At 73.4% G+C, this 22,460-nt stretch carries 21 protein-coding genes; 13 read left to right on the top strand and 8 right to left on the bottom strand.

Annotation, left to right across the window (positions count from 1 at the left end; genetic code table 11):
- Positions 1-159 precede the first annotated feature (159 nt).
- From J2S43_RS11935 to J2S43_RS11945, 3 genes are all read left to right on the top strand, one after another.
- A complete protein-coding gene (locus J2S43_RS11935) occupies positions 160-948 on the top strand; it encodes a mannan-binding protein (protein WP_306828980.1) in 789 nt (262 codons plus the stop codon).
- An 891-nt stretch (positions 949-1,839) separates the two neighbouring features.
- Positions 1,840-4,467, top strand: coding sequence for a putative bifunctional diguanylate cyclase/phosphodiesterase (locus tag J2S43_RS11940; protein ID WP_306828981.1), 2,628 nt, complete (start codon positions 1,840-1,842; stop codon positions 4,465-4,467).
- A 168-nt stretch (positions 4,468-4,635) separates the two neighbouring features.
- Complete coding sequence (locus J2S43_RS11945) at positions 4,636-6,393, top strand: sigma-70 family RNA polymerase sigma factor (RefSeq protein ID WP_306828982.1); 1,758 nt, start codon at positions 4,636-4,638, stop codon at positions 6,391-6,393.
- A gap of 250 nt (positions 6,394-6,643) precedes the next feature.
- On the opposite strand, the gene J2S43_RS11950 is transcribed toward J2S43_RS11945, so the two are convergent.
- A complete protein-coding gene (locus tag J2S43_RS11950) occupies positions 6,644-7,816 on the bottom strand; it encodes a cytochrome P450 (RefSeq protein WP_306828983.1) in 1,173 nt (390 codons plus the stop codon).
- 199 nt (positions 7,817-8,015) lie between these two features.
- Between J2S43_RS11950 and J2S43_RS42195 the strand changes: the two genes are divergently transcribed.
- The 5 genes from J2S43_RS42195 (at position 8,016) to egtD (ending at position 12,950) form a co-directional block, all read left to right on the top strand.
- Positions 8,016-8,675, top strand: a complete 660-nt coding sequence (locus tag J2S43_RS42195; protein ID WP_370881615.1) for a MarR family transcriptional regulator — start codon at positions 8,016-8,018, stop codon at positions 8,673-8,675.
- 70 nt (positions 8,676-8,745) lie between these two features.
- Positions 8,746-9,951 (top strand): ergothioneine biosynthesis glutamate--cysteine ligase EgtA, encoded by a 1,206-nt coding sequence (gene egtA / locus J2S43_RS11965; RefSeq protein ID WP_306828985.1) that lies wholly within the window; start codon positions 8,746-8,748, stop codon positions 9,949-9,951.
- The gene (gene egtB / locus J2S43_RS11970; RefSeq protein WP_370881616.1) at positions 9,941-11,242 is read left to right on the top strand and encodes an ergothioneine biosynthesis protein EgtB; all 1,302 of its coding nucleotides are present in this window, start codon (positions 9,941-9,943) and stop codon (positions 11,240-11,242) included. The genes egtA and egtB overlap by 11 nt, the downstream gene beginning before the upstream one ends.
- Positions 11,242-11,991, top strand: coding sequence for an ergothioneine biosynthesis protein EgtC (gene egtC / locus J2S43_RS11975; protein ID WP_306828986.1), 750 nt, complete (start codon positions 11,242-11,244; stop codon positions 11,989-11,991). The genes egtB and egtC overlap by 1 nt, the downstream gene beginning before the upstream one ends.
- Positions 11,985-12,950 carry an L-histidine N(alpha)-methyltransferase gene (egtD, locus tag J2S43_RS11980; RefSeq protein WP_306839259.1) on the top strand — a complete coding sequence of 322 codons (966 nt, stop codon included), beginning with the start codon at positions 11,985-11,987 and terminating at the stop codon, positions 12,948-12,950. Before egtC ends, egtD begins: the two co-directional genes overlap by 7 nt.
- 87 nt (positions 12,951-13,037) lie before the next feature.
- Here the strand turns inward: egtD and J2S43_RS11985 are convergent, their stop codons facing one another.
- Both J2S43_RS11985 and J2S43_RS11990 read right to left on the bottom strand, forming a co-directional pair.
- Positions 13,038-13,283 (bottom strand): zinc ribbon domain-containing protein, encoded by a 246-nt coding sequence (locus J2S43_RS11985; protein WP_306828987.1) that lies wholly within the window; start codon positions 13,281-13,283, stop codon positions 13,038-13,040.
- 79 nt (positions 13,284-13,362) lie between these two features.
- Complete coding sequence (locus tag J2S43_RS11990; protein WP_306828988.1) at positions 13,363-13,578, bottom strand: hypothetical protein; 216 nt, start codon at positions 13,576-13,578, stop codon at positions 13,363-13,365.
- A gap of 107 nt (positions 13,579-13,685) precedes the next feature.
- On the opposite strand from J2S43_RS11990, the gene J2S43_RS11995 reads away from it, so the two are divergent.
- Positions 13,686-14,264 (top strand): DUF5709 domain-containing protein, encoded by a 579-nt coding sequence (locus J2S43_RS11995; RefSeq protein ID WP_306828989.1) that lies wholly within the window; start codon positions 13,686-13,688, stop codon positions 14,262-14,264.
- A gap of 17 nt (positions 14,265-14,281) precedes the next feature.
- Positions 14,282-14,719 carry a hypothetical protein gene (locus J2S43_RS12000; RefSeq protein WP_306828990.1) on the top strand — a complete coding sequence of 146 codons (438 nt, stop codon included), beginning with the start codon at positions 14,282-14,284 and terminating at the stop codon, positions 14,717-14,719.
- A 230-nt stretch (positions 14,720-14,949) separates the two neighbouring features.
- On the opposite strand, the gene map is transcribed toward J2S43_RS12000, so the two are convergent.
- Positions 14,950-15,738 carry a type I methionyl aminopeptidase gene (gene map, locus J2S43_RS12005; protein WP_306828991.1) on the bottom strand — a complete coding sequence of 263 codons (789 nt, stop codon included), beginning with the start codon at positions 15,736-15,738 and terminating at the stop codon, positions 14,950-14,952.
- Positions 15,739-15,971: 233 nt separating this feature from the next.
- On the opposite strand from map, the gene J2S43_RS12010 reads away from it, so the two are divergent.
- Positions 15,972-17,522 (top strand): nitroreductase family protein, encoded by a 1,551-nt coding sequence (locus J2S43_RS12010; RefSeq protein WP_306828992.1) that lies wholly within the window; start codon positions 15,972-15,974, stop codon positions 17,520-17,522.
- Positions 17,523-17,592: 70 nt separating this feature from the next.
- Positions 17,593-17,976, top strand: a complete 384-nt coding sequence (locus J2S43_RS12015) for a VOC family protein (protein ID WP_306828994.1) — start codon at positions 17,593-17,595, stop codon at positions 17,974-17,976.
- Positions 17,977-17,983: 7 nt separating this feature from the next.
- Here the strand turns inward: J2S43_RS12015 and J2S43_RS12020 are convergent, their stop codons facing one another.
- A complete protein-coding gene (locus J2S43_RS12020) occupies positions 17,984-18,298 on the bottom strand; it encodes a hypothetical protein (protein WP_306828996.1) in 315 nt (104 codons plus the stop codon).
- Between the two features lie 194 nt (positions 18,299-18,492).
- Here J2S43_RS12020 and J2S43_RS12025 point away from each other — a divergent pair, with 194 nt between their 5' ends.
- Positions 18,493-18,957 (top strand): heme-degrading domain-containing protein, encoded by a 465-nt coding sequence (locus J2S43_RS12025; protein ID WP_306828997.1) that lies wholly within the window; start codon positions 18,493-18,495, stop codon positions 18,955-18,957.
- 375 nt (positions 18,958-19,332) lie between these two features.
- On the opposite strand, the gene J2S43_RS12030 is transcribed toward J2S43_RS12025, so the two are convergent.
- Genes J2S43_RS12030 through J2S43_RS12040 form a run of 3 tightly spaced genes read right to left on the bottom strand, consistent with a single transcriptional unit; the run spans position 19,333 to position 22,041 of the window.
- Positions 19,333-19,491, bottom strand: a complete 159-nt coding sequence (locus J2S43_RS12030) for a hypothetical protein (RefSeq protein WP_306828998.1) — start codon at positions 19,489-19,491, stop codon at positions 19,333-19,335.
- Between the two features lie 37 nt (positions 19,492-19,528).
- Positions 19,529-21,403, bottom strand: a complete 1,875-nt coding sequence (locus J2S43_RS12035) for a molybdopterin-dependent oxidoreductase (protein ID WP_306828999.1) — start codon at positions 21,401-21,403, stop codon at positions 19,529-19,531.
- Positions 21,404-21,405: 2 nt separating this feature from the next.
- Entirely contained in the window at positions 21,406-22,041 is a 636-nt protein-coding gene (locus J2S43_RS12040; RefSeq protein WP_306829000.1) for a fasciclin domain-containing protein, read from the bottom strand.
- Positions 22,042-22,460 lie beyond the last annotated feature (419 nt).

Here is a 22,460-nt window from a genome sequence, read left to right on the forward strand (position 1 = left end):
CGGAAAGCGGACACAATCGGTGTGTGAATTCCGTGCCGGCCCGGCCCCGCACCATCGGCGCCCACGGCCCCGGCCGGCTCACCCCGGCGCACGTCGGCGCCGCGGCCGGGATCTCCCCGGCGACCCTCTGCCCGCGGTTCGGCCCCCTAAGATCCAGTCGTGATAGCCCTCAAGTCCAAGCAAGAGATCACCGAACTGCTGACCATGTGCGCGAACGCGGCCGACGCCGACGCCTGGGCGAACTGCTTCACCGAGGACGGCGTGCTCCGCGAACCGAGCGGCACGTTCGTGGCGCGCACCCGCTTCGGTGTCGGCCTGCCCGCGGGCGCCCGGCGGCACTTCCTGTCCGGCATCACGATGGACGTCGACGGCGACACCGCCCACAGCCGCTGCTCATTCCAGATCGTCGTCACCCCGCCGGACGGCCCGAGCGTGATCGCCCGGGTGGGCGAGTACCGCGACCGGCTGCGGCGGGCCGGCCGCGGGTGGCTGATCTCGGAGCGGATCGTCGTGATCGACGGCGACGAACAGCCGTACGAGGGCGCCGGCGACTTCGCGGAGTCCGCACTGACCCCGATGGAGCCGGTCTCCGTGAAGGGCGGCCCCGGCACGTACAAGGTGACGGTGCCCGCCGGCCCTCTGTGGAACAACGATCACGCGCAGCGGGTCGGCCCGATGATCGCCGCAGCGCATTTCGGCCGCTTCACCGGCCAGTGGCGGACGATGGTCCCGGGCGTGATGAGCGTGGTGGAGATCGAACTGACCGGCACGCCGACCGGAGACGCCGAGTTCACCATGGACGTCCCCGCCGGCCCGATCTGGAACCACGAGGATGCCAAGGAGAAGTGCCCGGCGGTCTGCGCCAGCTACGGCGGCACCTGGAACGGCCACTGGACCACCGTCGTCCCCGGCCGCTTCAGCGTCGCCGGCTGCACCTTCAGAATTTAGAGCCTGTATCGAAGTGGGGGCGGAGCGAGGCGGTTCCGCGAAACCCATGACACCGTCGTCTTCATCAGGAGGTTTCGGGCGCGGAATGCCCGGGTCCATACCGTCACTGCGCACGAGGCGGCCGACCACGCCGTCCGCCTGTGAGCGGCAAAAGGTCGGCCCCGGCGAACGATTGCCGCTCAGAGGATAGTCTTCCGGCGATCTGCCGCATGATATTCGGTAAGACACCACCTCAACCGCATCGATGGGTACGGTCAGCGCCGTTCACCGCTGCGCCGGACGGATGACGGTACCGCCCGGCGCGCGGTCAGTGCGGCACGTCGGAGAGACGGATGACAGGCAGAGTGTGACAGCTGATCCGCATCGGGACGCTCGTGCCATGCTCCGCTGTCTCGTGCACCGCCGCCACCGGATAGCGCAGGTGCAGCTCGGGCGCGCTCGTCCAACGCGGTGTCGTCGGCCGGCAGATCCTCCTCCCCGCTGCGGGCCACCGGGCCGGCGCCGGGCGATGCCGTGGGAGGTTCCGCCGCCGTGGGCGACCGGCCGCAGGCGCTGAGTGCCGCGGTCGTCACCACGCTCGAGAGCGCCGTGAGCGTCCGGCGGCGGGTGGAGAGACGTGATTCTGCAACTTCTTTCATCAATGCCTCCGGGTACGGGAATCAGCCGATCGGCGAGCAACCGCACGTCAGGAACTCGGTGGCGCAGCCGCGCCGTACGTGACTCGGTATTGCCCCGGGCCGGCCGGCCACCGAGCCGGATATTGCGCCAACAACGACGGGAATTGCGGAGCCGTCGCGCCGGCCCCGGTTCGGCACCGGGGCGGGGCTTGCGGCGAAAAGGGGACGTTCCGGAACACTTCAGGCCTTCGGTGGGCGTGCCGATGGGGAAGGCATGACGAGCAGGGGCGGCCGCGCCGGTTATCTGGCGGGGCTGGCGGTGCTGACCGGGATGTACTACGCGTGGCCGGCGTGGCGGGTGGAGTGGTGGGCGCTGATCGGGCTGTGCGGGGCCGGTGGGATCGTCGCCGGGGTCTGGGTGAACCGGCCGAGGCGGCGGCTGCCGTGGTTGCTGATCGCGGCGGCGCTGCTCGTCTTCGTCACCGGGGACACGATCAACAACACCTATCTGGCGCTACGGATCGAGCCGCCGTATCCGGGCGTAGCGGACGTGCTGTACCTGTTGGTCTACCTGCTGCTGGGCGCCGGGCTGATGCTGCTCGCCCGGGCCCGTGCCGGCGACGACGGCCGGGCCGCGCTGCTGGACGCACTGGTGCCGACGGTCAGCTTCGGGCTGCTCACCTGGGTGTACCTGGTAACGCCGTACACGCGCGCGACCGACCTGAGCGCGGTGGAGAAGACGCTCTCCGTCGCGTACCCCGTGTGTGATGTCCTTGCCCTTGGTCTCCTGCTCCGGCTGCTGGCCCTGCCGGGGCGCAAGCCGGTGCCGGTCACGCTGCTGACCGCGGCGGTGCTCGGGCTGCTCTTCTCCGACATCGTCTTCATCCTCGGCCGGCTCGACGCGACCTGGACGGCCGGCGGGCCGGTCGACCTGGGCTGGATCGTGATGTACGGCTGTGCCGGCCTGGCCGCGCTGGACCCGTCGATGACCACGGTGGCCGACCGGCCGGCAGCCGAGCCGGACCTCGGGCCGCGGGCCGCGTTCCGGCGGCTGGCGCTGCTCACGGCGGCGTCGCTGATCGGGCCGGCCGTCCTGCTGACGCAGTACCTGCACGGTGAGGTGGTCGACGCGCCGGTCATCGCGGCCGCGGCCGCACTGATGTTCGTGCTGGTCATGGCGCGGGTGCACGGGCTGATGACGGAGCGGATGGAGCTGGCCGCGGAGGTGAGCCGGCGGCAGGGCGAGGCGTACTTCCGCACGCTCATCCAGAGCGCGTCCGACGTGATCCTGATCGTCGGCGACGACGGCGAGATCCGGTACGCCAGCCCGTCCGCGGCCGTGCTGCTCGGCTACCCCGACCTGACCGGGATGCCGCTGCTCGGGATCATCGCGGACACCCACCATGACGTGCTGCGCGCCGACCCGCTGCCGGAGAGCGCGGACCTGACCGCGGTCCGCGCCGACCGGTGCCTGCTGCAGGTCGAGTGCGCGATCCGCGACCTGCGCGCCGACCCGACCGTGCGCGGGCTGGTCCTGACGCTCCGCGACGTCACCGAGCGGCGCCGGCTGGAGAACGACCTGGCCCACGCGGCGTTCCACGACAGCCTGACCGGGCTGGCGAACCGGGTGCTGTTCCGGGAGCGGCTCGACCAGTCGTACGCGCGGGCCGAGCTGGCCGGCGCCGTGATCGGCGTGCTCTTCGTCGACCTGGACGACTTCAAGGAGGTCAACGACACGCTCGGGCACGCGGTCGGCGACCAGGTGCTGATCAGCGTGGCCGGGCGGATCGAGGCCGCGGTCGGGCCGGGCGACACCGCGGCGCGGATGGGCGGCGACGAGTTCGCGATCCTGGTCGCGGCCTCGGACGGGCCGGACGGGCCGGAGAAGGTGGCCGCGCGGGTGATCGCGGCGTTGCGCTCGCCGGTCGAGGTCAGCGACGGTCTCGGCGGCCGGTTCGCGGCCAGCGGCGCGGCCAGCATCGGGCTGGCCACCAGCGCGGACGCCGGCACGCCCACCGAGCTGCTGCGGCACGCGGACCTCGCGCTCTACCTGGCGAAGGGCGCGGGCAAGGGCGACTGGAAGCGCTACCGGCCGGACCTGCAGACCGCGATGATCGAACGGTCCGCGCTGCGGCAGGCCCTGCACGAGGCGGTCGAGCGGGAGCAGTTCGTGCTGCACTACCAGCCGATCGTGGACATGCCGACCGGCGCCGTGGTCGGGCTGGAGGCGCTGGTCCGCTGGCAGCACCCGGAGCGCGGGCTGCTCGGGCCGTACCACTTCATCGAGCTCGCGGAGGAGAGCGGCGCGATCATCGGCATCGGTGGGTGGGCGCTGCGCGAGGCGCTGCACCGGTTCGTCCGGTGGCAGCGCGACGACCCCGGACGCTCGCCGGCGTACGTGAGCGTGAACGTCTCGGCCCGCCAGTTCCGCCGCCCGGACTTCGTCGGCCAGGTCCGCGCCGCGCTGGACGGCGCCGGAGCCCCGCCGCGCGCGCTGCTGCTGGAGATCACCGAGAGCCTGGTGCTGCACGACACCGACCAGGTCCTGGCGGACCTTCGGGAACTACGAACCCTGGGGGTACGGATCGCGATCGACGACTTCGGCACCGGCTACTCGTCGCTGAGCTACCTGCGGCACCTCCCGGTCGACGTGCTCAAGATCGACAAGTCGTTCATCGACGACATCGTGAACGACGACCGGCAGGCCGCGCTGGTCACCGCGATCGTCACGCTCGCCCGCGACCTCGGCCTGACCGTGGTGGCCGAGGGCATCGAGCACCCCGGCCAGCGCGCCACGCTGAACGGCATGGGCTGCCCGTACGGCCAGGGCTATCTCTTCTCCCGGCCGGTCCCGCCGGAGGAGATCCCGGGCACGGTCGCGGCCGCGGCGCGAACCGGATGACGCCGGGCTCCACCGATCCGCGCGCGGTGGTTGACGCGGCCCACGCCGATCGTTCAAAGTCGATTCCTGCGGCGACCGTTGGCCGCGCTGGTCACGATGCCGGTGACGGCGCCGGGGCAATCCGTCGATTCCTGCGGCGATGACGTCCGTGGTGGAGGACGAGGTGACGTGCGCGAAACCCGGCGAGACGAGACGGAGCTGGTCGTCGCGGCGCGAGCCGGGGACCGGCGGGCGCTCGACGAGCTGATCGCCGCGCACCTGCCGCTGGTCTACACGATCGTCCGGCGCGCGCTGGACGGCCGGCCGGACGTCGACGACGTGGTGCAGGACGTCATGATCCGGGCGGTCCGGAGGCTGCCGTCGCTGCGCGATCCGGCGAGCTTCCGGCTCTGGCTGACCTCGATCGTGGTACGCCGGATCGGCACCCACCTCGCCCGCACCGGCCGGGCCGGCGCGCGGACGGCCGCGCTGGACGAGGCCGCGGACACGCCGGACGCCGCGTTCGAGGGCGCGGCGCTGCTGCGCGCGGAGCTGTCCGGCCAGCGCCGCGCGGCCCGGCGGGCGAGCCGTTGGCTGGACCCGGACGACCGTGCGCTGCTGCCCCTGTGGTGGCTGGAGACCGCGGAGGAGCTGAACCGCGCGGACGTCGCGGCCGCGCTCGACGTGAGCGTCGCGCACGCCGGCGTGCGCGTGCAACGGCTGCGCGAACGGCTCGCGGCGAGCCGGGCGCTGGTCGCGGCGCTGGACGCCCGGCCGAGGTGCATGCGGCTGGAGGCGGCGCTCGCGGGCTGGGACGGCGTGCCCGGCCCGCTGTGGCGCAAGCGGGCCACGCGGCACACGCGGGACTGCCCGGTCTGCACGGCAGCCGCGCGTTCGCTGGTCCCGGCCGAGCGGCTGTTCCCGGCGCTGGTACTGCTCCCGGTCCCGGCCGGCCTGGCCGCGACCGTGCTGGCCAAGCTCGCCTCCGGCGCCACGGCCTCGGCGGCAGCCGCGGCTGGCGGCTCGGCGACCGTGGCTGGCGGCACGGCCGCGGCTGCCGGACCTGCGGCTGCCGGGGCTGCGGGTGCCGGGGCTGCCGGGAGCATGGGCGCCGGGGGTGCGAGTGGTGGGCAGGCGGCTGCCGCCGTGGGCGCCGGGGGTGCGGGTGGTGGGCAGGCGGCTGCCGCCGTGGGCGCCGGGGGTGCGGGTGCCGGGCATGTCGCCACGACCGCGACGGCCGGAGGCACCGCGACCGGGGCCACCGGCGTGCTGACCGTCATCAGCCAGGCGGTCGTCGCGCACCCAGTCGTCGCCGCCCTGACCGCGGGCGTCCTCGCGGCCGGCCTCACGGCCGGCGCGGTCGAGGTGACGTCCCCCGGCCGGACCGGCGCTGACGCGCCGACCGCTCAGGCCGCACCCGGCGCCGCCGCACCTCCGGGCGCGCCCGCTTCCGGCGGGCCGGCCGCTTCCGGACGGCCGCCCGCTTCCGGAGAGCCGGCCGCCGCCGGTGTTCCGCTCGGCCCGGTGTCGCTGGAGTCCGCGAACGCGCCCGGCACGTTCGCCGCGGTCGCCCGCAGCGAGGGCGTGCTGGCCCCGGCAGGTCCCGGAAGCGCCGAGGCGGTGCGTACGCAGGCGACGTTCGAGGCGCTCGCCGGGCTCGCCGACCCGGCCTGCGTCACGTTCCGGTTCTCCGACGGGCGGTTCCTGCGGCACTCGTCGTGGCGGCTGGTGCTGCACATCCGGGACCGCACCGAGCTCTTCCGCGGCGACGCCACGTTCTGCCCGCGCCCCGGACCGGCGCCGGGCACGATCGCGCTGGAGTCGCAGAACTACCCCGGGTACTTCCTGCGCCATCGCGGCGATCAACTGTGGGTCGACCGCTCCGACAGCAGCGACACGTTCCGCGCCGACGCCGCGTTCCTGGTCCGCACGCCGCTGTCGGAGTGACGCCACCGCCGCGCCATGCGGCGCCGCGCTGCTGCCGCCGCCGCGTTGCCGCCGCCGCGCTGCCGCCGCGCTGCCGCCGCCGCGCTGCCGAAGCGCTGCCACCACCGCGTGATGCCGCTCGCCGGCCGTGCGACGCCCCTCGCTGTGCCGTGCGACGCTGCGCGTCGCACGGCGTACCCCGCGGATCGTTGGTTCTGGGGTGTCTGCCCGGCGTCGTGAGTCCTCGGGGCGGGCTCCGGCCCGGCCCGCTTCACGGCGTCCAGGTGACCGGCAGGCTCTTCATGCCGAAGATGTCCGCGGTCTCCGGGCGCAGCACGGCCGGGCCGGCCTGGCGGAGCCTGGGGAAGCGGTCGAGGAGCGCGCCGAACGCGACCCGCATCTCCACCCGGGCCAGCTGCTGGCCCAGGCACTGGTGGATGCCGTGGCCGAAGGCCAGGTGCCCGCCGTCCTGCCGGGCCACGTCGAGCGTGCCCGGCGAGTCGAAGCGCTCCGGGTCGTGGTTGGCCGTGTGGTACGACAGCACGAGCGTGGTGCCGGCCTCGATCGTCTGGCCGCCCAGCTCGACGTCCTCCAGCGCGGTCCGCATGAACGTCTTCGCCACGGTCAGGTAGCGCAGCAGTTCCTCGACGCCGCGGTCCGGGTCGGCGCGCAGCGCGGCCAGCTGTGCCGGGTTCTCCAGCAGCGCGTACGTGCCGAGCGACAGCATGTTGGTGGTGGTGTCCAGCCCGGCCGCGAGCAGCAGCAGGCTCATGCCGCGCAGTTCCTCGTCGCTCAGGTCGCCGGTGGTCAGCTCGCTGAGGATGTCGTCGGTCGGGTGCGCGCGCTTCGCCGCGACCAGCTCGTCCAGGTAGTCCGTGGTCGCGGTGTACGCCGCGATCAGCTCCTCCTCGGTGACCTCGCCACTCATGAACGCCTCGACCTGCTCCTGGAAGCGGCCCCGGTCCGCGTACGGCACGCCGAGCAGCTCGCAGATCACGATCGCCGGGATCGGCTTGGCGAACGCGGTCACCAGGTCGGCCGGCGGCCCGGTCCGCTCCATCGCGTCCAGGCAGTCCGCGGTGACCTGCTCGACGCGTTCGGTCAGCAGCCGCATCCGCCGCACCGTGAACCGGCCCTGCAGCCGTTTCCGGTAGTACCCGTGCTCGGGCTCGTCGGTCAGCAGGAACTCGCCCGGCGGTGCCGCCGGGACGGTGAAGTCGCCGACGTTCAGCAGGTCCTTGCGCGCGCTGAACCGTGGGTCGGTCAGCACCGCCCGGACCAGGTCGAACCCGGTGACCAGCCAGCCGGGCCTGCCGTGGGAGTGGGTGAACCGGCTGATCGGGCCGTGCCGGCGGGCCTCGGTCAGCTCGGGCGGCGGGTCGAACGGGCAGCCGGCCGGGCGGGCCGCCGGCATCGCGGCGACGGTGTGCACGGACTCGCTCATGGCGATCCCCCAACTCGCGATATGACGCGTTCGCAGATAGGGAAACGCTATGGCGTGCGTGCAAATCGAGTCAATGTGTTCAGTGGCGAATCAGCTGGTCCGAGCGGAGAAATCGGTGCAATGACGGTGCGGCCGAACGCAATGTCTCGTTGCAATGGCCGAGGTTGAAGGCAACACTGGTGGCATGCCAGGAGGACGGTTGACCCCGCAGGAGCGCCGGAGTATCGCGGCCGGGCTCGACGATCGGCTCACCTACGCCGAGATCGCCCGGCGGCTCGGCCGTCCCACGTCGACGATCAGCCGGGAGGTCGCCCGCAACGGCGGTCCCGGCCGCTACCGTCCACAGTGGGCGCAACGGGCGACTGCCCGGCGCGCGCGGCGCGGCACGCCCGTGTCCCCGGCGGCGGCCACCGCGCCCGGCGACGAGGCGGTGGAGCGGATCGTCGAGACGGCGGTCCGGTCCGGCCTGCCGAGGATCACCGCGCGCGTCCACGTCGACCTGCTGATGGCCGAGGACGGCCGGCGCACCGCCGCGGAACTGACCCGCCGGCTCGGCGTCAGCCCCGCGTCCGTCTCCGCGTCGGTCAACTTCCTGATCGACAACGGGTATGTCCGGCGGGAGCGCGACCCGCGGCGGCGCCGCGACGTCTACGTCGTCGACGACGACGCGTGGTACCGATCCGTCGTGATCAGCGCGATGCAGACCATCGACGCGGCACGGGCCGCGACGGCCGCGGCGGACGCGCTCGGCCCCGGGAGTCCGGTGCGGGATCGGCTGTGCAGAGTGGGCACGTTCCTGGAGCGGGTGATGACGGACAGCATGGCGTCGGCCGACCGCTGGCGCCCGCTTCTGACGTGACGCATGCAACATCGAGAAACGTCATGATGTAGTGGTGTGGGCACCGATGGTCACGGGTATCGTCGGGATCATGCTGGAACTATCCGCGATCTCCGATGCCGCGGAGCACGTCAGCGGCATCTGTTTCAAGACCGGGCCACCACGGCGAGTCGGCGTCGAACTCGAATGGACAGTGCACCACGCGGCGTCACCGTCGTCGCCGCTCACCACCGAACATCTGCGTGACGCTCTCGGGCCCTACGCGCCCGGCACGCTCGGCAACCCCGCCCCCGCGCAGGATCTCCCCGGCGGCGGCACCGTCACGGTCGAACCGGGCGGACAGGTCGAGCTCTCCTCCGCACCGGCCGCATCGCTCGCCGGCCTCTACGACTCCGTCGAAGCGGGCCGCGCCGAACTCACCGCCCACCTCGCCCGCGCCGGGCTGAGACTCGGCGGCACCGGCCTCGATCCCCACCGTCCACCGCGCCGGCTGCTGCACACGCCCCGGTACGGCGCGATGCAGCGCCTCTTCGACCGGCGCGGCGAGCACGGGCGGATCATGATGTGCAGTACCGCCGGCCTCCAGGTCTGCCTGGACGCGGGCCGGCCCGGCGACGTGGCCCGGCGCTGGGCCGCGGTGCACGAGTTCGGGCCGCCGCTGCTGGCCGCGTTCGCCACCTCCCGGTTCCGGGCCGGCCGGGACACCGGCTGGGCCTGCGGCCGGATGGCGACCTGGTACGGCATGGAACCCGGCCTCACCCGCCCGGTCGGCACCGGCGCCGACCCGGCCGCGACCTGGGCGCGGTACGCACTCGCCGCGCCGCTGCTCTGCCTGCGCCGCGACGACGGCGACTGGGACGCCCCGCCCGGCCTCACCTTCGCCGGCTGGATCCGCGGCCGGCTGCCCCGCCCGCCCACGGTCGAGGACCTCGAATATCACCTCGGCACGCTGTTCCCGCCGGTCCGCCCGCGCGGCTACCTGGAGATCCGATACCTGGACGCGCAGCCCGGCGACGAGTGGATCGCACCGGCCGCGGTCCTGACCGCGCTGCTCGACGACGCCGTCCTCGACCGCGCCCGGGACCTGGCCGCACCGGCCCGCGACCGCTGGCAGGAGGCGGCCCGCGAGGGTCTCGCCTGCCCGGCCGTCGGCGCCGCCGCATCCGCCCTGCTCGACCTGGCCTGCCGCAACCTCGACCGCACCGGCCTGCCCGCGCGCCTGCGCGACCGGGTGGCCGCCATCTCCGGGCGGCGTCTGTCCGCCCGACCCGTGAGGAGCCCTGACCGTGAGCCCTGACATACGCCTGTCCGTTGCCGCGGAGTTGGAGCGCACCCGCGCGCGGACCGAGACGCTGACCGAGGCCGTCGACGACACCGACCTGATCCGCCAGCACTCGCCGCTGATGTCGCCGCTGGTCTGGGATCTGGCGCACGTCGGCAACCAGGAGGAGCTGTGGCTGGTCCGCGACGTCGGCGGCCGTGAGCCGGTGCGCCGCGACATCGACGAGCTCTACGACGCGTTCAAGCACCCGCGCCGCGACCGTCCCGCGCTGCCGCTGCTCAACCCGGCCGAGGCCCGTGCGTACGTCCGCCAGGTCCGGGACAAGGCCCTGGACGTGCTCGACTCGGTGCGGATGGACGGCCGCCCGCTGGTCGCGGACGGCTTCGCGTTCGGCATGATCGTCCAGCACGAGCAGCAGCACGACGAGACCATGCTCGCCACCCACCAGCTCCGCACCGGGCCGCCGGTCCTCGCCGAGGACCCGCCCCCGCCCGCGACCGCGAAGATCAAGAACGAGGTGCTGATACCCCCAGGACCGTTCACCATGGGTACGGATGTGGAGCCCTGGGCCCTGGACAACGAACGCCCGGCACACCAGGTGCACGTGCCCGCGTTCTTCATCGACGCGGCCCCGGTCACCAACGCCCGCTACGCCGAGTTCATCGCGGCCGGCGGCTACGACGACCCGCGCTGGTGGGGCGAGGACGGCTGGGCCTACCGCGTGAAGGCCGGCCTGGTCGCGCCCGCGCACTGGAACCCGGACGGCGAGACCTACACCCGGTTCGGCCGCACCGAGCGGATCGTCCCGGACGAGCCGGTCGTGCACGTCTGCTGGTACGAGGCGCGCGCCTTCGCCCGCTGGGCCGGGCGGCGGCTGCCGACCGAGGCCGAGTGGGAGAAGGCGGCCCGCTTCGATCCGGCGACCGGGCGCTCCCGCCGCTTCCCGTGGGGCGACGACCCGCCGGAGGCCCGGCACGCCAACCTCGGCCAGCGGCACCTGCGACCGGCACCGGCCGGCGCCTACCCCGAGGGCGCGTCGCCGCTCGGCGTGCACCAGCTGATCGGCGACGTGTGGGAGTGGACGTCCTCGGACTTCCACGGATATCCCGGGTTCCGCGCGTTTCCGTACCGGGAGTACTCGGAGGTGTTCTTCGGCCCGGACCACAAGGTGCTGCGCGGCGGGTCGTTCGGCACGGACGCGGCCGCCTGCCGGGGCACGTTCCGCAACTGGGACTACCCGATCCGGCGGCAGATCTTCAGCGGCTTCCGGTGCGCGCGCGACGCCCGCCCGGAGGAACTCGCCTGATGTGCCGCCACCTGGCATACCTCGGGCCACCCGTACCGCTGAAGAATCTGCTCTTCGATGCGCCGCACGCGCTGTGCCGTCAGGCGTGGGCGCCGCGCGACATGCGGGGCGGCGGCACGGTCAACGTGGACGGATTCGGCGTCGGCTGGTTCCCGGCCGGCGCCGCCGAACCGGTCCGCTACCGGCGCGCCACCCCGATCTGGTCGGACCCGTCGCTGATGGCCCTGGCCGGGGCGACGACGTCCGGCGCGGTCCTCGCGGCCGTGCGCTCCGCGACCGCCGGCATGCCGGTCACCGAGAGCGCGGCCGCGCCGTTCGCGGAGGGCCCGTGGCTGTTCAGCCACAACGGCCGGGTCACCGGCTGGCCGGACTCGATGACGAAGCTCGCCGAGACGCTGCCGGTCCGCGACCTGCTCACGCTGGACGCACCGACCGACGCCGCGCTGCTCTGGGCACTGGTCCGGCACCGGCTGCGGTCCGGCGCCGGTCCGGGCGCGGCCCTGCGCGACGTGGCCGTCTCCGTGCGCGCCACCGCTCCTGACTCACGGCTCAACCTGCTGCTGACCGACGGCCGCCGGATCGCCGCCACGACACGGGGTCACGCACTGTCCTGTGTGAATCGTCAGCGCGCGGTGACCGTCAGCTCGGAACCGCTCGACGACGACCCCGCCTGGACGGAGGTACCGGACGACCACCTGCTCGAAGCGACCCGATCCACTCTGGACCTGACGCCGCTGGAGGCATCGTGAACCTGGAAACCCATCTCGACGAGCGGGACCTCGCCGCCGCGTTGCGCGCCGACGTCCGCACCGGCCTGACCGCCGCGCGGAAGTGGCTGCCCCCGAAGTGGTTCTACGACGCGCGCGGCAGTGAGCTGTTCGAGGAGATCACCGAGCTGCCCGAGTACTACCCGACCCGGGCCGAGCGCGCGATCCTCCTCGCGCGGGCCGGCGAGATCGCCCGGATCACCGAGGCGAAGACGCTGGTCGAGCTGGGCTCCGGCTCGTCGGAGAAGACCCGGCTGCTGCTCGACGCGCTGCTCGCGCACGGCACGCTCGGCGCGTTCGTGCCACTCGACGTGTCCGCGTCCGCGCTCGCCGACGCGGTCACCCGGCTGGACGCGGCCTACCCGGCGCTGTCCGTGCGCGGCATCGTCGGCGACTACACCCGGCACCTGCACCACCTGCCGGACGGTGGCAGCCGCATGATCGCGTTCCTCGGCGGCACGATCGGCAACCTGCTGCCGGTCGAGCGCGCGGAGTTCCTGGCCGGCGTGCGGGACGTGCTCGACGCGGGGGAGTGGCTGCTGCTCGGCGCGGACCTGGTCAAGGACGTACGGACGCTGCTGCCCGCCTACGACGACGCGGCCGGCGTCACCGCGGACTTCAACCGCAACGTGCTCCGGGTGATCAACCACCATCTGGACGCCGGGTTCGAGCCGGAGCGCTTCGACCACGTGGCGGTCTGGGACGACGGCAACGAGTGGATCGAGATGCGGCTGCGGGCCCAGGAGGCGATGCGCGTACCCGTGCGCGGCCTTGATCTGGTCGTCGACTTCGCGCGCGGCGAGCTGCTGCGGACCGAGATCTCCGCGAAGTTCCGCCCGGAGCGGCTGCGCGACGAGCTGGCGACGGCCGGGTTCCGGCTGCGCCAGCGCTGGACCGACGACGACGGGCTGTTCACGGTCTGCCTCGCGCAGGCGGCCTGACCGCCGCTCACTGCCGCTCACTGCCGTGATCGGGGCGTTCCCCATGTCGCTCCAGCGACGTGGGGGACGCCCCGATCATGTGGCCGGTCAGCGGGCCGCGGCCTGGAGGCGGCGGGCCTCGTCGCTTCCGATCCGCGTCTCCGCGTGGCAGAACGCGTTCTGGCAGCGCACCACGTACTTGGAGCGTACCGGGATCAGTGGGATGAAGAACAGGCTGAACTTGGTGACCTCGCGGACCAGCAGCAGGCTGCCGGCCTGACCGCAGACTCGGCAGGCGTCCGGCACCCAGCCGAGCGACTCGGCCTTGGTCCGGAAGCCGAAGATCAGAAACACGGGGGAGCGCTCCAGAGGGTCGAGGGCCCTGACACGATCGAGTGTGTCAGGGCCGGGCGAATGGGTCGGTCCGGGCGGCTCAGTTCGGGCCGGTCGGGCCGGTGAAGTCGGTCCGGAGCGCGCGGTCGTTCTCGTCCCGCGTCCGGTCCACGTCCTCGATGCCCGCGTCGTTGCCGGTGGGGTCGTCGGTCTGGCCGTCCGCCGGCGAGGTCGCGACCGCGGCGGCCAGCTCGGACAGCGGCAGCCGCTCCTCGTCCCGCCAGACGCCGTCCGGCTTCTCTCCTGCGCTCGTCATGCGGCCATCCCTCCGTCGTTCCTGCCGTGCTTCGCCCGGTCGGCGTACCCGTCGTCACCGTCCGCAAACACGCGTGTGGAACCCGCACGTCTGGGTAGACCGCAGACATGTCCGACAACACCTACCCGCAGCCCGTCTCCGACCCGGAGTCCGAGGGCCTGCCCGATATCGCCGACGACGACTCCACCGCCCGGGACGACGTGGCCACCGGCCGCGAGGCCGACGGCCCCGACCCGGCCGCGCTGCCGCTGGACCGCGACGACCGGCCGCTCGCCGTCGACCACTTCGGGACCACGCCGGAGGAAGCCCGCCAGGGCGAGTCGCTCGACCTGAAGATCGGTCGTGAGGTGCGTGACCCCGCGCTCGACGAGGCCGCCATCAGGGCGGACACCCGCCCGTCACCGACCTCGGCGGAGTCGTTCGACCCGGACGCGGCCGGCACCGACGTGGACGTGGTCGACCCCGACACGTCGCTCGACGACGGCGGCCCGGTCGACCCGCACCTGGACTCCAAGGTCTCGATGTACGACACCGGCATCGGTGACCGCCCGGTCGGCCGGCTCGTCGAACCGGACGAAGGCCTCGAGCAGGACCGCGAATCGCAGTCGATCGCCTACGACGCCGGCGCGGCCGGTGGCGGCGCGACCGCGGAGGAGTTGGCGATTCACCCGGTTCCGGACCGCTGAAGCGGCAAAATGATCAGATGAGCGTCAGTCTCGACGAGTTCGTCGCCTCCGACTCGTACCAGGCCGTGCTGCACGACGTGCTGTCCCGGTGCGGCCTGCCGCTGCACAGCGGCCCCGAGCCGGCGGTCCTCGGCGAACTCCTCAGGCAGGACCTCGAGGCGGCCGGCGTCGGCGTGCGCGAGCTCGCCGGCGTCGTCACCGCCAACGGCGCCGAACTGGCCCGGTACGTTCAGCTGAAACTGGTCGCCTACCTCCGCGACCACGAGGGCGACTCGCGCATCGTCACCGAGGACCTCTCACCCGCGTTCCTGGTCGGCCACATCGTCGAGTTCCACCTGCTCGCCAACCGCCCCGACGAGCTCGAACGCTACGTCCGCCGCCTCCGCATCCCCAACGCCCGCCGCTACGCCGCCAAGGTCCGCACCATCTACGACCTGGCCCTCCGCACTGTGTAGTGCCCCCCGCAGCTGATGTGCGTCTCGGTCGTCCCACAGCCGCCAGCTTCGGGCCGGGCCGGGGCCGGGCAGATCAAGAGCTCGATCTTCCCGCTTCCGGCCTGGTGCGGCCCGCATGCTCCCGCGGGCAAACCGCGCGGCGGCCTCCGCCGCCGCTCCGGTCGCCGCGGCGGAGCCGGTGCCGATGCTGGTCACCGAAGACCCGCCGCGGCCTGCGCGGTGGTGCGGTCTCAGGCCGCGGCGGGGGTTTTCGTGGGGCGGAGGGTGAGGACGCGAGGGCCGTCGGGGGTGATGGCGACGGTGTGCTCGGAGTGGGCGGTGCGGGAGCCGTCGGCGGAGCGGATGGTCCAGCCGTCGGCGTCGTAGGTGATCTTGTCGGTGGTGGCGCAGAGCCAGGGCTCGAGGGCGACCGTGAGGCCCGGGGTGAGCTTCATGCCGCGGCCGGCCCGGCCGGTGTTGGACACGTGCGGGTCCTCGTGCATGGTCCGGCCGATGCCGTGGCCGCCGAACTCGGCGTTGACCCGGTAACCGTAGGAGTGCGCGACCTCGCCGATCGCGGCGGAGACGTCGCCGAGCTTCCCGCCGGGCCGTGCGGCCGCGATGGCCGCGTCCAGCGCCACCTCGGTGGCCTCGATCAGCTTCAGGTCGGCCGGGTCGGGCGTGCCGACGACGAACGACAGCGCGGAGTCGGCCACCCATCCGTCGATCCCGACCGCCATGTCGATGCTGAGCAGGTCGCCGTCGGCCAGCACGTAGTCGTGCGGCAGGCCGTGCAGCACCGCGTCGTTCACCGACAGGCACAGCACGTTGCGGAACGGCCCGCGCCCGAACGACGGCGCGTAGTCCCAGTAGCACGACTCCGCGCCGCGCTCCTTGATCCGCCCGCGCGCGTGCCGCTCGATGTCCATCAGGTTGACCCCGACCGCCGCGACCGTCTTCAGCTCGGCCAGCAGCTCGCCGACGAACGTTCCGGTCACCGCCATCCGCTCGATCTCCCCGGCGGACTTCAACTCGATCACGACGATCTCCCTCGCAAATACGGTATTTCTATACCGTCATTTTTATACCACGCCGACCTGGTCGCCGCGACGCCGGCACTTCCCGGAGACGCCGATCACGGGCCTCGCCTGAGCGCGCGGGTGATCGGCACGGGTTCGGCGTCGCCGGCGAGCGGGCCCGCACCGTGTCAGTGTGACGCCGGGCGCCGGAAGACCGCTCATCGGCGTCGCCGCGTGTCTGCCAGGATGGGCGCGTGGATCTCGACTCGGGCGCCGGTCTGCTGCACCGGCTGACGTCATACCTGCCGGATCGCGAGTGGGACGAGCCCGCGGACGATCCGCGCGTGCGGCACGATCTCGCGCCGAACGATCCGGACACGCTCCCGCCGCCGGTGAAGGCGTACCCGCCGGGGCTGCCCGTCACCGCGCTGCCCCGCGACCTCGCCGCGCCGGACGTCGCCGCCACCGCGGTGCTGTCCGGCCGTCCCGGGCCGTCCGCACCGCTGGACGCGGCCCGGCTCGGCCGGATCCTGTTCCTCGGCGCCGGCGTGGTGCGCACCACCGAGCGTAACGGCAGGACGGTGCTGTTCCGCGCGTCCGGCTCGGCCGGTGCCCGGTTCCCGCTGGAGGTCTACGCGGTCACCACCGGCGTCGTCGGCGTCCCGGACGGCGTGCACTGGTACGACCCGGTCGCGCACGCGCTGGTCCAGGTCGGCCCGGCGGCCGGCGGTGCCACCGCGCTCGTGGTCACCGGCGTGCCGTGGCGCACCGGCTGGCGCTACGCCGAGCGCGGCTTCCGGCACCTCTACTGGGACGCCGGCACGCTGCTGTCGCAGCTCGAGGCCGTGGCCGTCAGCGCCGGTCACGCACCCCGGCTGATCACCCGCTTCCCGGACGCCCGGGTTCGGGACCTGGTCGGCGCGGACGGCGTGCACGAGTTCCCGCTCGCGCTGCTCACGGTGGACGGTGGCGTTCCGGCCACCGCACCGGCCGGCCCGGCGGCGCACGGCGAGCTGCCCGAGGTGGAGTTCCCCCTCGTCACCGCGGCCCAGCGGGCCGGCGACTCCGGCTCGCCGGGCGACCCGTGGCCACCCGCACCCCCGATCGAGCCGACACCACGCCCCACCCCGCCGGACACCCAGCCCGAGACGCCGGGCCCGCAGCCCGGGACGCCGGCCGGGAAGGCGGAGACTCCGGGCTCGCAGCCCGGAACGCCGGCGGCGCGGCCCGGCGAGGAGACGATCGACGACGTCATCCGCCGTCGTGGGTCGCAGCGCCGGATGGACCGCTCCCGGACCGTACCCGCGCAGGCTCTTGACTGGCCGCTGGCGGCCGCCCTTCGGGGCATCGACGTGCCGCACTGGATCGCGGTGCACGGTGTCGACGGCGTGCCGCCCGGCCTCTATCGCTGGCCGGACCTGGGCACCCCGGTGTACGCCGGCGACCTGCGCGACGAGCTGACCCGGATCTGTCTCGACCAGGCGCTCGGCGGCGACGCGGCCTACGTGGTGATCGCCGCGATCGACGGCTCCACACTGGACGATCGCGGCTACCGTGAGGCGCAGCTGGCCGCGGGGATCGTCGAGGGGCGGCTGCACCTGGCCGCGTACGCGCTGGGCGCCACCGCGACCGGCATGACGTTCCTCGACTCCGCGGTGCCCGCCCTGCTGCGCGAGGACGACACGCTCGTCACGCTGCTGTTCACCTGCGTCGGCGTTGCCGAGTACCGTTCCCGGCCCGGCGGCGGACCGGGCGCACCGGTGGCGATTCGTGGTGTTGTGCCCCGGATGGGGACTGCGTCCTGACAGGACGGCCTGATGTGGCTAGGTTGTGGCGAGACTTTCATCTATCGGTTTGACGGGAGGCCACCGCTCCATGCGCCTGGTCCACATTCTCGACTGCGTCGACCCGCAGCCGCTCGCCGACTTCTGGTCCCAGGCGCTGGGGTTCCGGGTCGGCGCCTGGGAACCGCCCTACCAGCGCATCGTCGACCCGGCCGGCCGCTGGCCCGACATGATCTTCCAGGCCGTCCCGGAGGAGAAGCGCGGCAAGAATCGCATGCACCTGGACATCCAGCTCACCGACATGCGCGGTGAGCTGGGCCGGTTCCTCGCGCTCGGCGCCCAGCTGGTCCGGGCGCCGCACGACGACAACGGTTACGAGATCGCGACGCTGGCCGACCCGCAGGGCAACGAGTTCTGTCTCGTGGTCCCGCCGCCCGGCTCCTACGACTTCGATCACCTGAAGGCGCTGGAGTAGTGGCGGCTCAGCCCTCCGGCGACACGTAGGACAGCGCGATCGTGAACGCGCCGTCCCGCTGCACCGTCAGCGTGTACGTGTTCCACGGCTCCGCGTCCGCGTCCACGGTGTCGTCATAGAGCTTGATCAGCGTCAGGTCGAACTCCGGCAGCGACGCGACCGGCGTGACCGAACCATCCGGACTGACCACGGTGAGTGACGAGGTGGAGTGGCCGAGGTCGGCCTCGCCGGTCGCGACGATCCGGTCCCTGCCGTCCGGGAGTGCCGCGATCAGCAGCTCGACCAGTGACTTCACAATCTCGTCGTGACGCGGACCGTGCATCTGTGACTCCTGTTCCCCGTTGCGGTATGCGGCGAACCTTACTGAACGTGTGCAAGGACCGGGTGTCATCGGCGCCGCACACCGCCGCCCAAGGATCAAGATCACAAAGCGGGGCCGGTCGGGCGTCGGCATTCCGACGCGCGGCCGCCGCATCATGAAAAGATCAGGACCTCACGGACACGGAGGGTACGCAGATGAGCGACGCCGACCTGATCACGCGCATCGAGGAGCAGGAGAAGCGGCTGCGGTTCGACCGCTTCGACAACGACGTCGCGTGGCGGCTCGGCGTGCTGCTGACCGACACCGCCCGGGAACGCGGCCTGTCCGTCACGATCGACATCCGCCGCGCCGGCCAGCAGCTGTTCCACGCGGCGCTGCCCGGCACCGCGCCGGACAACGACCGCTGGATCGACCGGAAGGTCCGCGTGGTCGAGCGGTTCCAGGCCAGCTCCTACCTGGTCGGCCGCCGCCTCGCCGCGAAGGGCCGCACGCTCGACGAGAGCCAGGGCGTCGACCCGGCGGAGTACGCGGCGCACGGCGGCGCGTTCCCGATCCACGTCCGCGACGTCGGCGTGGTCGGCGTGGTCACGGTCTCCGGCCTGCCGCAGGCCGAGGACCACGCGCTGGTCGTCGACGTGCTGGAGTCGTTCCTGAGCTGACCGGCTGCGCGAGCGCGAGCGGGAACGCGGCCGGTCAGCGACTGCGGCGCCACGTTCCGGCGGCGACGCACCGGCCGCGGGCGGTGCGGTTGCCGCCGGGCGCGGGGATGCCGCACGTTCCGGCGGCGACGAATCGGCCGCGGGCGGTGCGGTTGCCGCCGGGCGCGGGGATGCCGCACGTTCCGGCGGCGACGAATCGGCCGCGGGCGGTGCGGATGCTGCCGGGCGCGGGGATGCCGCCGGGGACCCGGCAGGCGTCCCCGGCTGCCGGTGGCGTGCGGGACCGTGGCGTTCCGCGTCCGATCGACGAGTTCCTCACCGATCGGACCCAGACCCGCTCGCCGAGCTTGACCGCGTGACCGCGGTCGCGCTCCCTCAGCCCTGAGGCGGCAGGATCGGCGCGTCGCCGCTGATCACCTGGTTGGCCGGTGGCGGGCTGGCGGGCGTGGTCGCGTGCCCGTCCTCCGGACGGACCCGGTCCGGCATCTGCCGCCAGCGCTCGGTCGCGGCGCGCGGCTCGCTCTTCTTCTCCATGCCGTCATCGTGGCACGGGAGCCGCGATCGCGGCAGATCATGACGCGGAAACCGAGATGGTGTGCCGGCCGGTCGCGCCGTCCGGGAACGGGGTGGCGCGCGCGTCGGTCTGCACCGCCCCGGTGCGGTCGGTCGCCCGGACCCGCAGCGTGTGCCCGCCCGGCGCCGGCGTCCACGGCAGCCGCCACTGCACCCAGGTGTCGCCGGACGGCGGTGGCAGCACGGTCGCGGCCTGCCACGCCCCGTCGTCGACCTGCACCTCGACGCCCGCGATCCCGGTGTGCAGCGCCCAGGCCACGCCGGAGATCGTGACCTCCGTGCCCGATGCGAGCCGGGCGAACGGCGCCGGCCGGTCGATCCGGGACGCGGTCTTCGCCGGCCCTTCCGCGGCCCAGCCCCGTGCGACCCAGTAGGCGTCGTAGCGAGCGAACGTGGTCAGCTCCAACTCGGTGATCCACTTGCAGGAACCGGCGTACCCGTACAGTCCGGGCGTCAGCATCCGCACCGGGAAGCCGTGCGTGACCGGCAGCGGCTCCCCGTTCATCCCGACCGCGAGCATCGCGTCCCGCCCGTCCATGATCACCCGCGTCGGCGTCCCGATCGTCATGCCGTCCGCACCGCGCGCCACCAGCTGATCCGCGCCCGCGTCCACGCCTGCGTCGTCGAGCAGATCCTTCAGCGGTACGCCGAGCCAGCGCGCCGTTCCGGTATACGGCCCGCCGACCTCGTTGGAGACACAGGTCAAGGTCATGAACCGTTCGACGGTACGCCGTGCGAGCAGCTCGCCGAGGCTCAGCGTGACCGGGTTGCCGACCATGCCGTGGATGCGCAGCCGCCAGGCGTCCGGGTCGATCCGGGGCAGCGTGAGCGCGGTGTCGACGCGATAGAAGTCCGCGTTCGCGGTCACGAAGTCCGCCGGCGTGCCCGGCGGCAGCGGGGGAGCGGCCTCGCCCGGCACCGGCAACCGCACCGCGGCCCGCGACTCGGCCACGGACACCGAGGCCCGCCGCCGCAACACCCCGGTCACCCCACCGGCCACCGCGGCCCCGCCGGCCACCAGCCCCGCGGTGACCACGAAGGCCCGCCGCGTGCTCCCGGCTCCGTCGCTCTCCGGCACGGGTTCGCCGGGCCGATCGCCGCCCGGCACGCGCGCGCTGACTTGGCTGCCGTCCGGGACGCGCGCGCCCGCGAGCCTGCCGTCCGGCGCGTGCGCGCTGACCTGGTTGCCGTCCGGCGCGTGCGCGCTGACCTGGTTGCCGTCCGGCGCGTGCGCGCTGACCTGGTTGCCGTCCGGCGCGTGCGCGCTGACTTGGCTGTCGTCCGGCGCGTGCGCGCTGACCTGGTTGCCGTCCGGCGCGTGCGCGCTGACCTGGTTGCCGTCCGGCGCGTGCGCGCCGGCCCGGCCGCCGCTCAGTGCGCTGTCGCCGTGTTCGGGAGCGTTCGGCGTACCCGCGAGATGGTCATCGGTCTTTCTGATCGTGCGGTCGCCGGCCGGGCGGAGTGCGGTCAGCGCGGTCAGGGTGACCGCCGCGACCAGGCCGGCCAGCAGCGACGGCAGTGCGTCCATGGCGCCGGCGTCCGGCCGGGTGGCAGCCGCGAGCGCGCCGGCGAGGCCGAAGACGGCGAAGCCGAGGATGCCCCACAGTGGACGGCGGGCCGCCGCGACGCCGAGACCGGCCGCGAGCAGTGCCGTGAGGAGCACGATGCCGGTCAGCAGCAGCGGCTTGTCCGCGGTGCCGGCGGTGCGGACCGCGAACTCCTTGACCGGTGTCGGCGTGGCGTCGATGACGGCGGCGCCGACCGAGAGGACCGGGCTGGCCCCGGGCCGGGCCGCGGCGGCGAGAAGCTCGCCCGCCGCGACCCCGGCTCCGGCCGCGATCAGCCCGCTGAACAGGTTCGCAGGCGACCGCACGGTCAGCTCTTCGGCATGAGGACGGTGTCGATGATGTAGACGGTCGCGTTCGCCGTCTGCACGTTGCCGCAGACCACGGCCGCGTTGCCGTTGACCGTGAACGACTCGCCGCTGCCCGCGACGGTCAGCTCCCCGCCCTGCAGCGTCTTGTGCGTACCCGCGAGGTCCGCCGGCGCCAGCTTCCCGGACACCGCGTGGTAGGTGAGAACGTCGGTCAGCTGCTTCTTGTCCGCGAGGACCTTGTCCAGGTCCGCCTTCGGGATCTTCGCGAACGCGGCGTCGACCGGCGCGAACACGGTCAGCGCGGGCGCGCTGTTCAGCGAGTCGACCAGGGCGGCCTCCTTGACCGCGGTGACCAGCGTGGTCAGCAGCGGGTTGCCGGACGCGGCGGTCGCGACCGGCACCTGCGCCATGGCCTGGAAGCTGCCCGCGTTCGCCGGGTCGGCCGGCACCGCCGCGCAGCCGGGGCCGAACTCCGCCGCGGTCGCGGTGGCAGACGACGGTGCCATCGCGGTGGGCGTGGCCATCCCGGTCGAGGCCGGGCTCGCGGTCTCCGCGTCGTCTCCCTGGCCACAGGCGGCGAGCCCGAGGCAGAGCGTGGCGGCACTCGCGACGGCGATCATACGAATCGTACGCATGGTGATAAGTCCCCTCATTGTGTCTTGAGTCCGGGTCAGGACTGTTATGAGGGATTCGGTGCCCATGCGGCGGCGGATGGGTGCGGGTTTCCGGCGATCTCAGGTGCGCGGCTCTGACCGTCGCGCCGGTCCGGGCGGCGGTCGTGGCCATCACCGGCCGCCGCGGCGGCGCCCGCCTTTCGGCGAAAGGCGCACGTCGATGACGGAGGCGCGCGCCGAGCGACGAGAGCGGTGGCCGGCGTCCGACGTGGACGGCAGCCACCGCGATCGTCAGGCTCTCGCGGACCCCGGCCTCCGCATCACGCGGTCACCGCTCCCGCGGGCACCGGGCGGCCGGCCTTCCTGCATGATCCGTGGCCGCGAGACCACTCGTAGCCCGATCCGCGGATGAGACCACCGGAACCGGGCCCGACGGTCAT

The sequence above is a fragment of the Catenuloplanes nepalensis genome, assembly GCF_030811575.1.
Lineage (GTDB): Bacteria > Actinomycetota > Actinomycetes > Mycobacteriales > Micromonosporaceae > Catenuloplanes > Catenuloplanes nepalensis.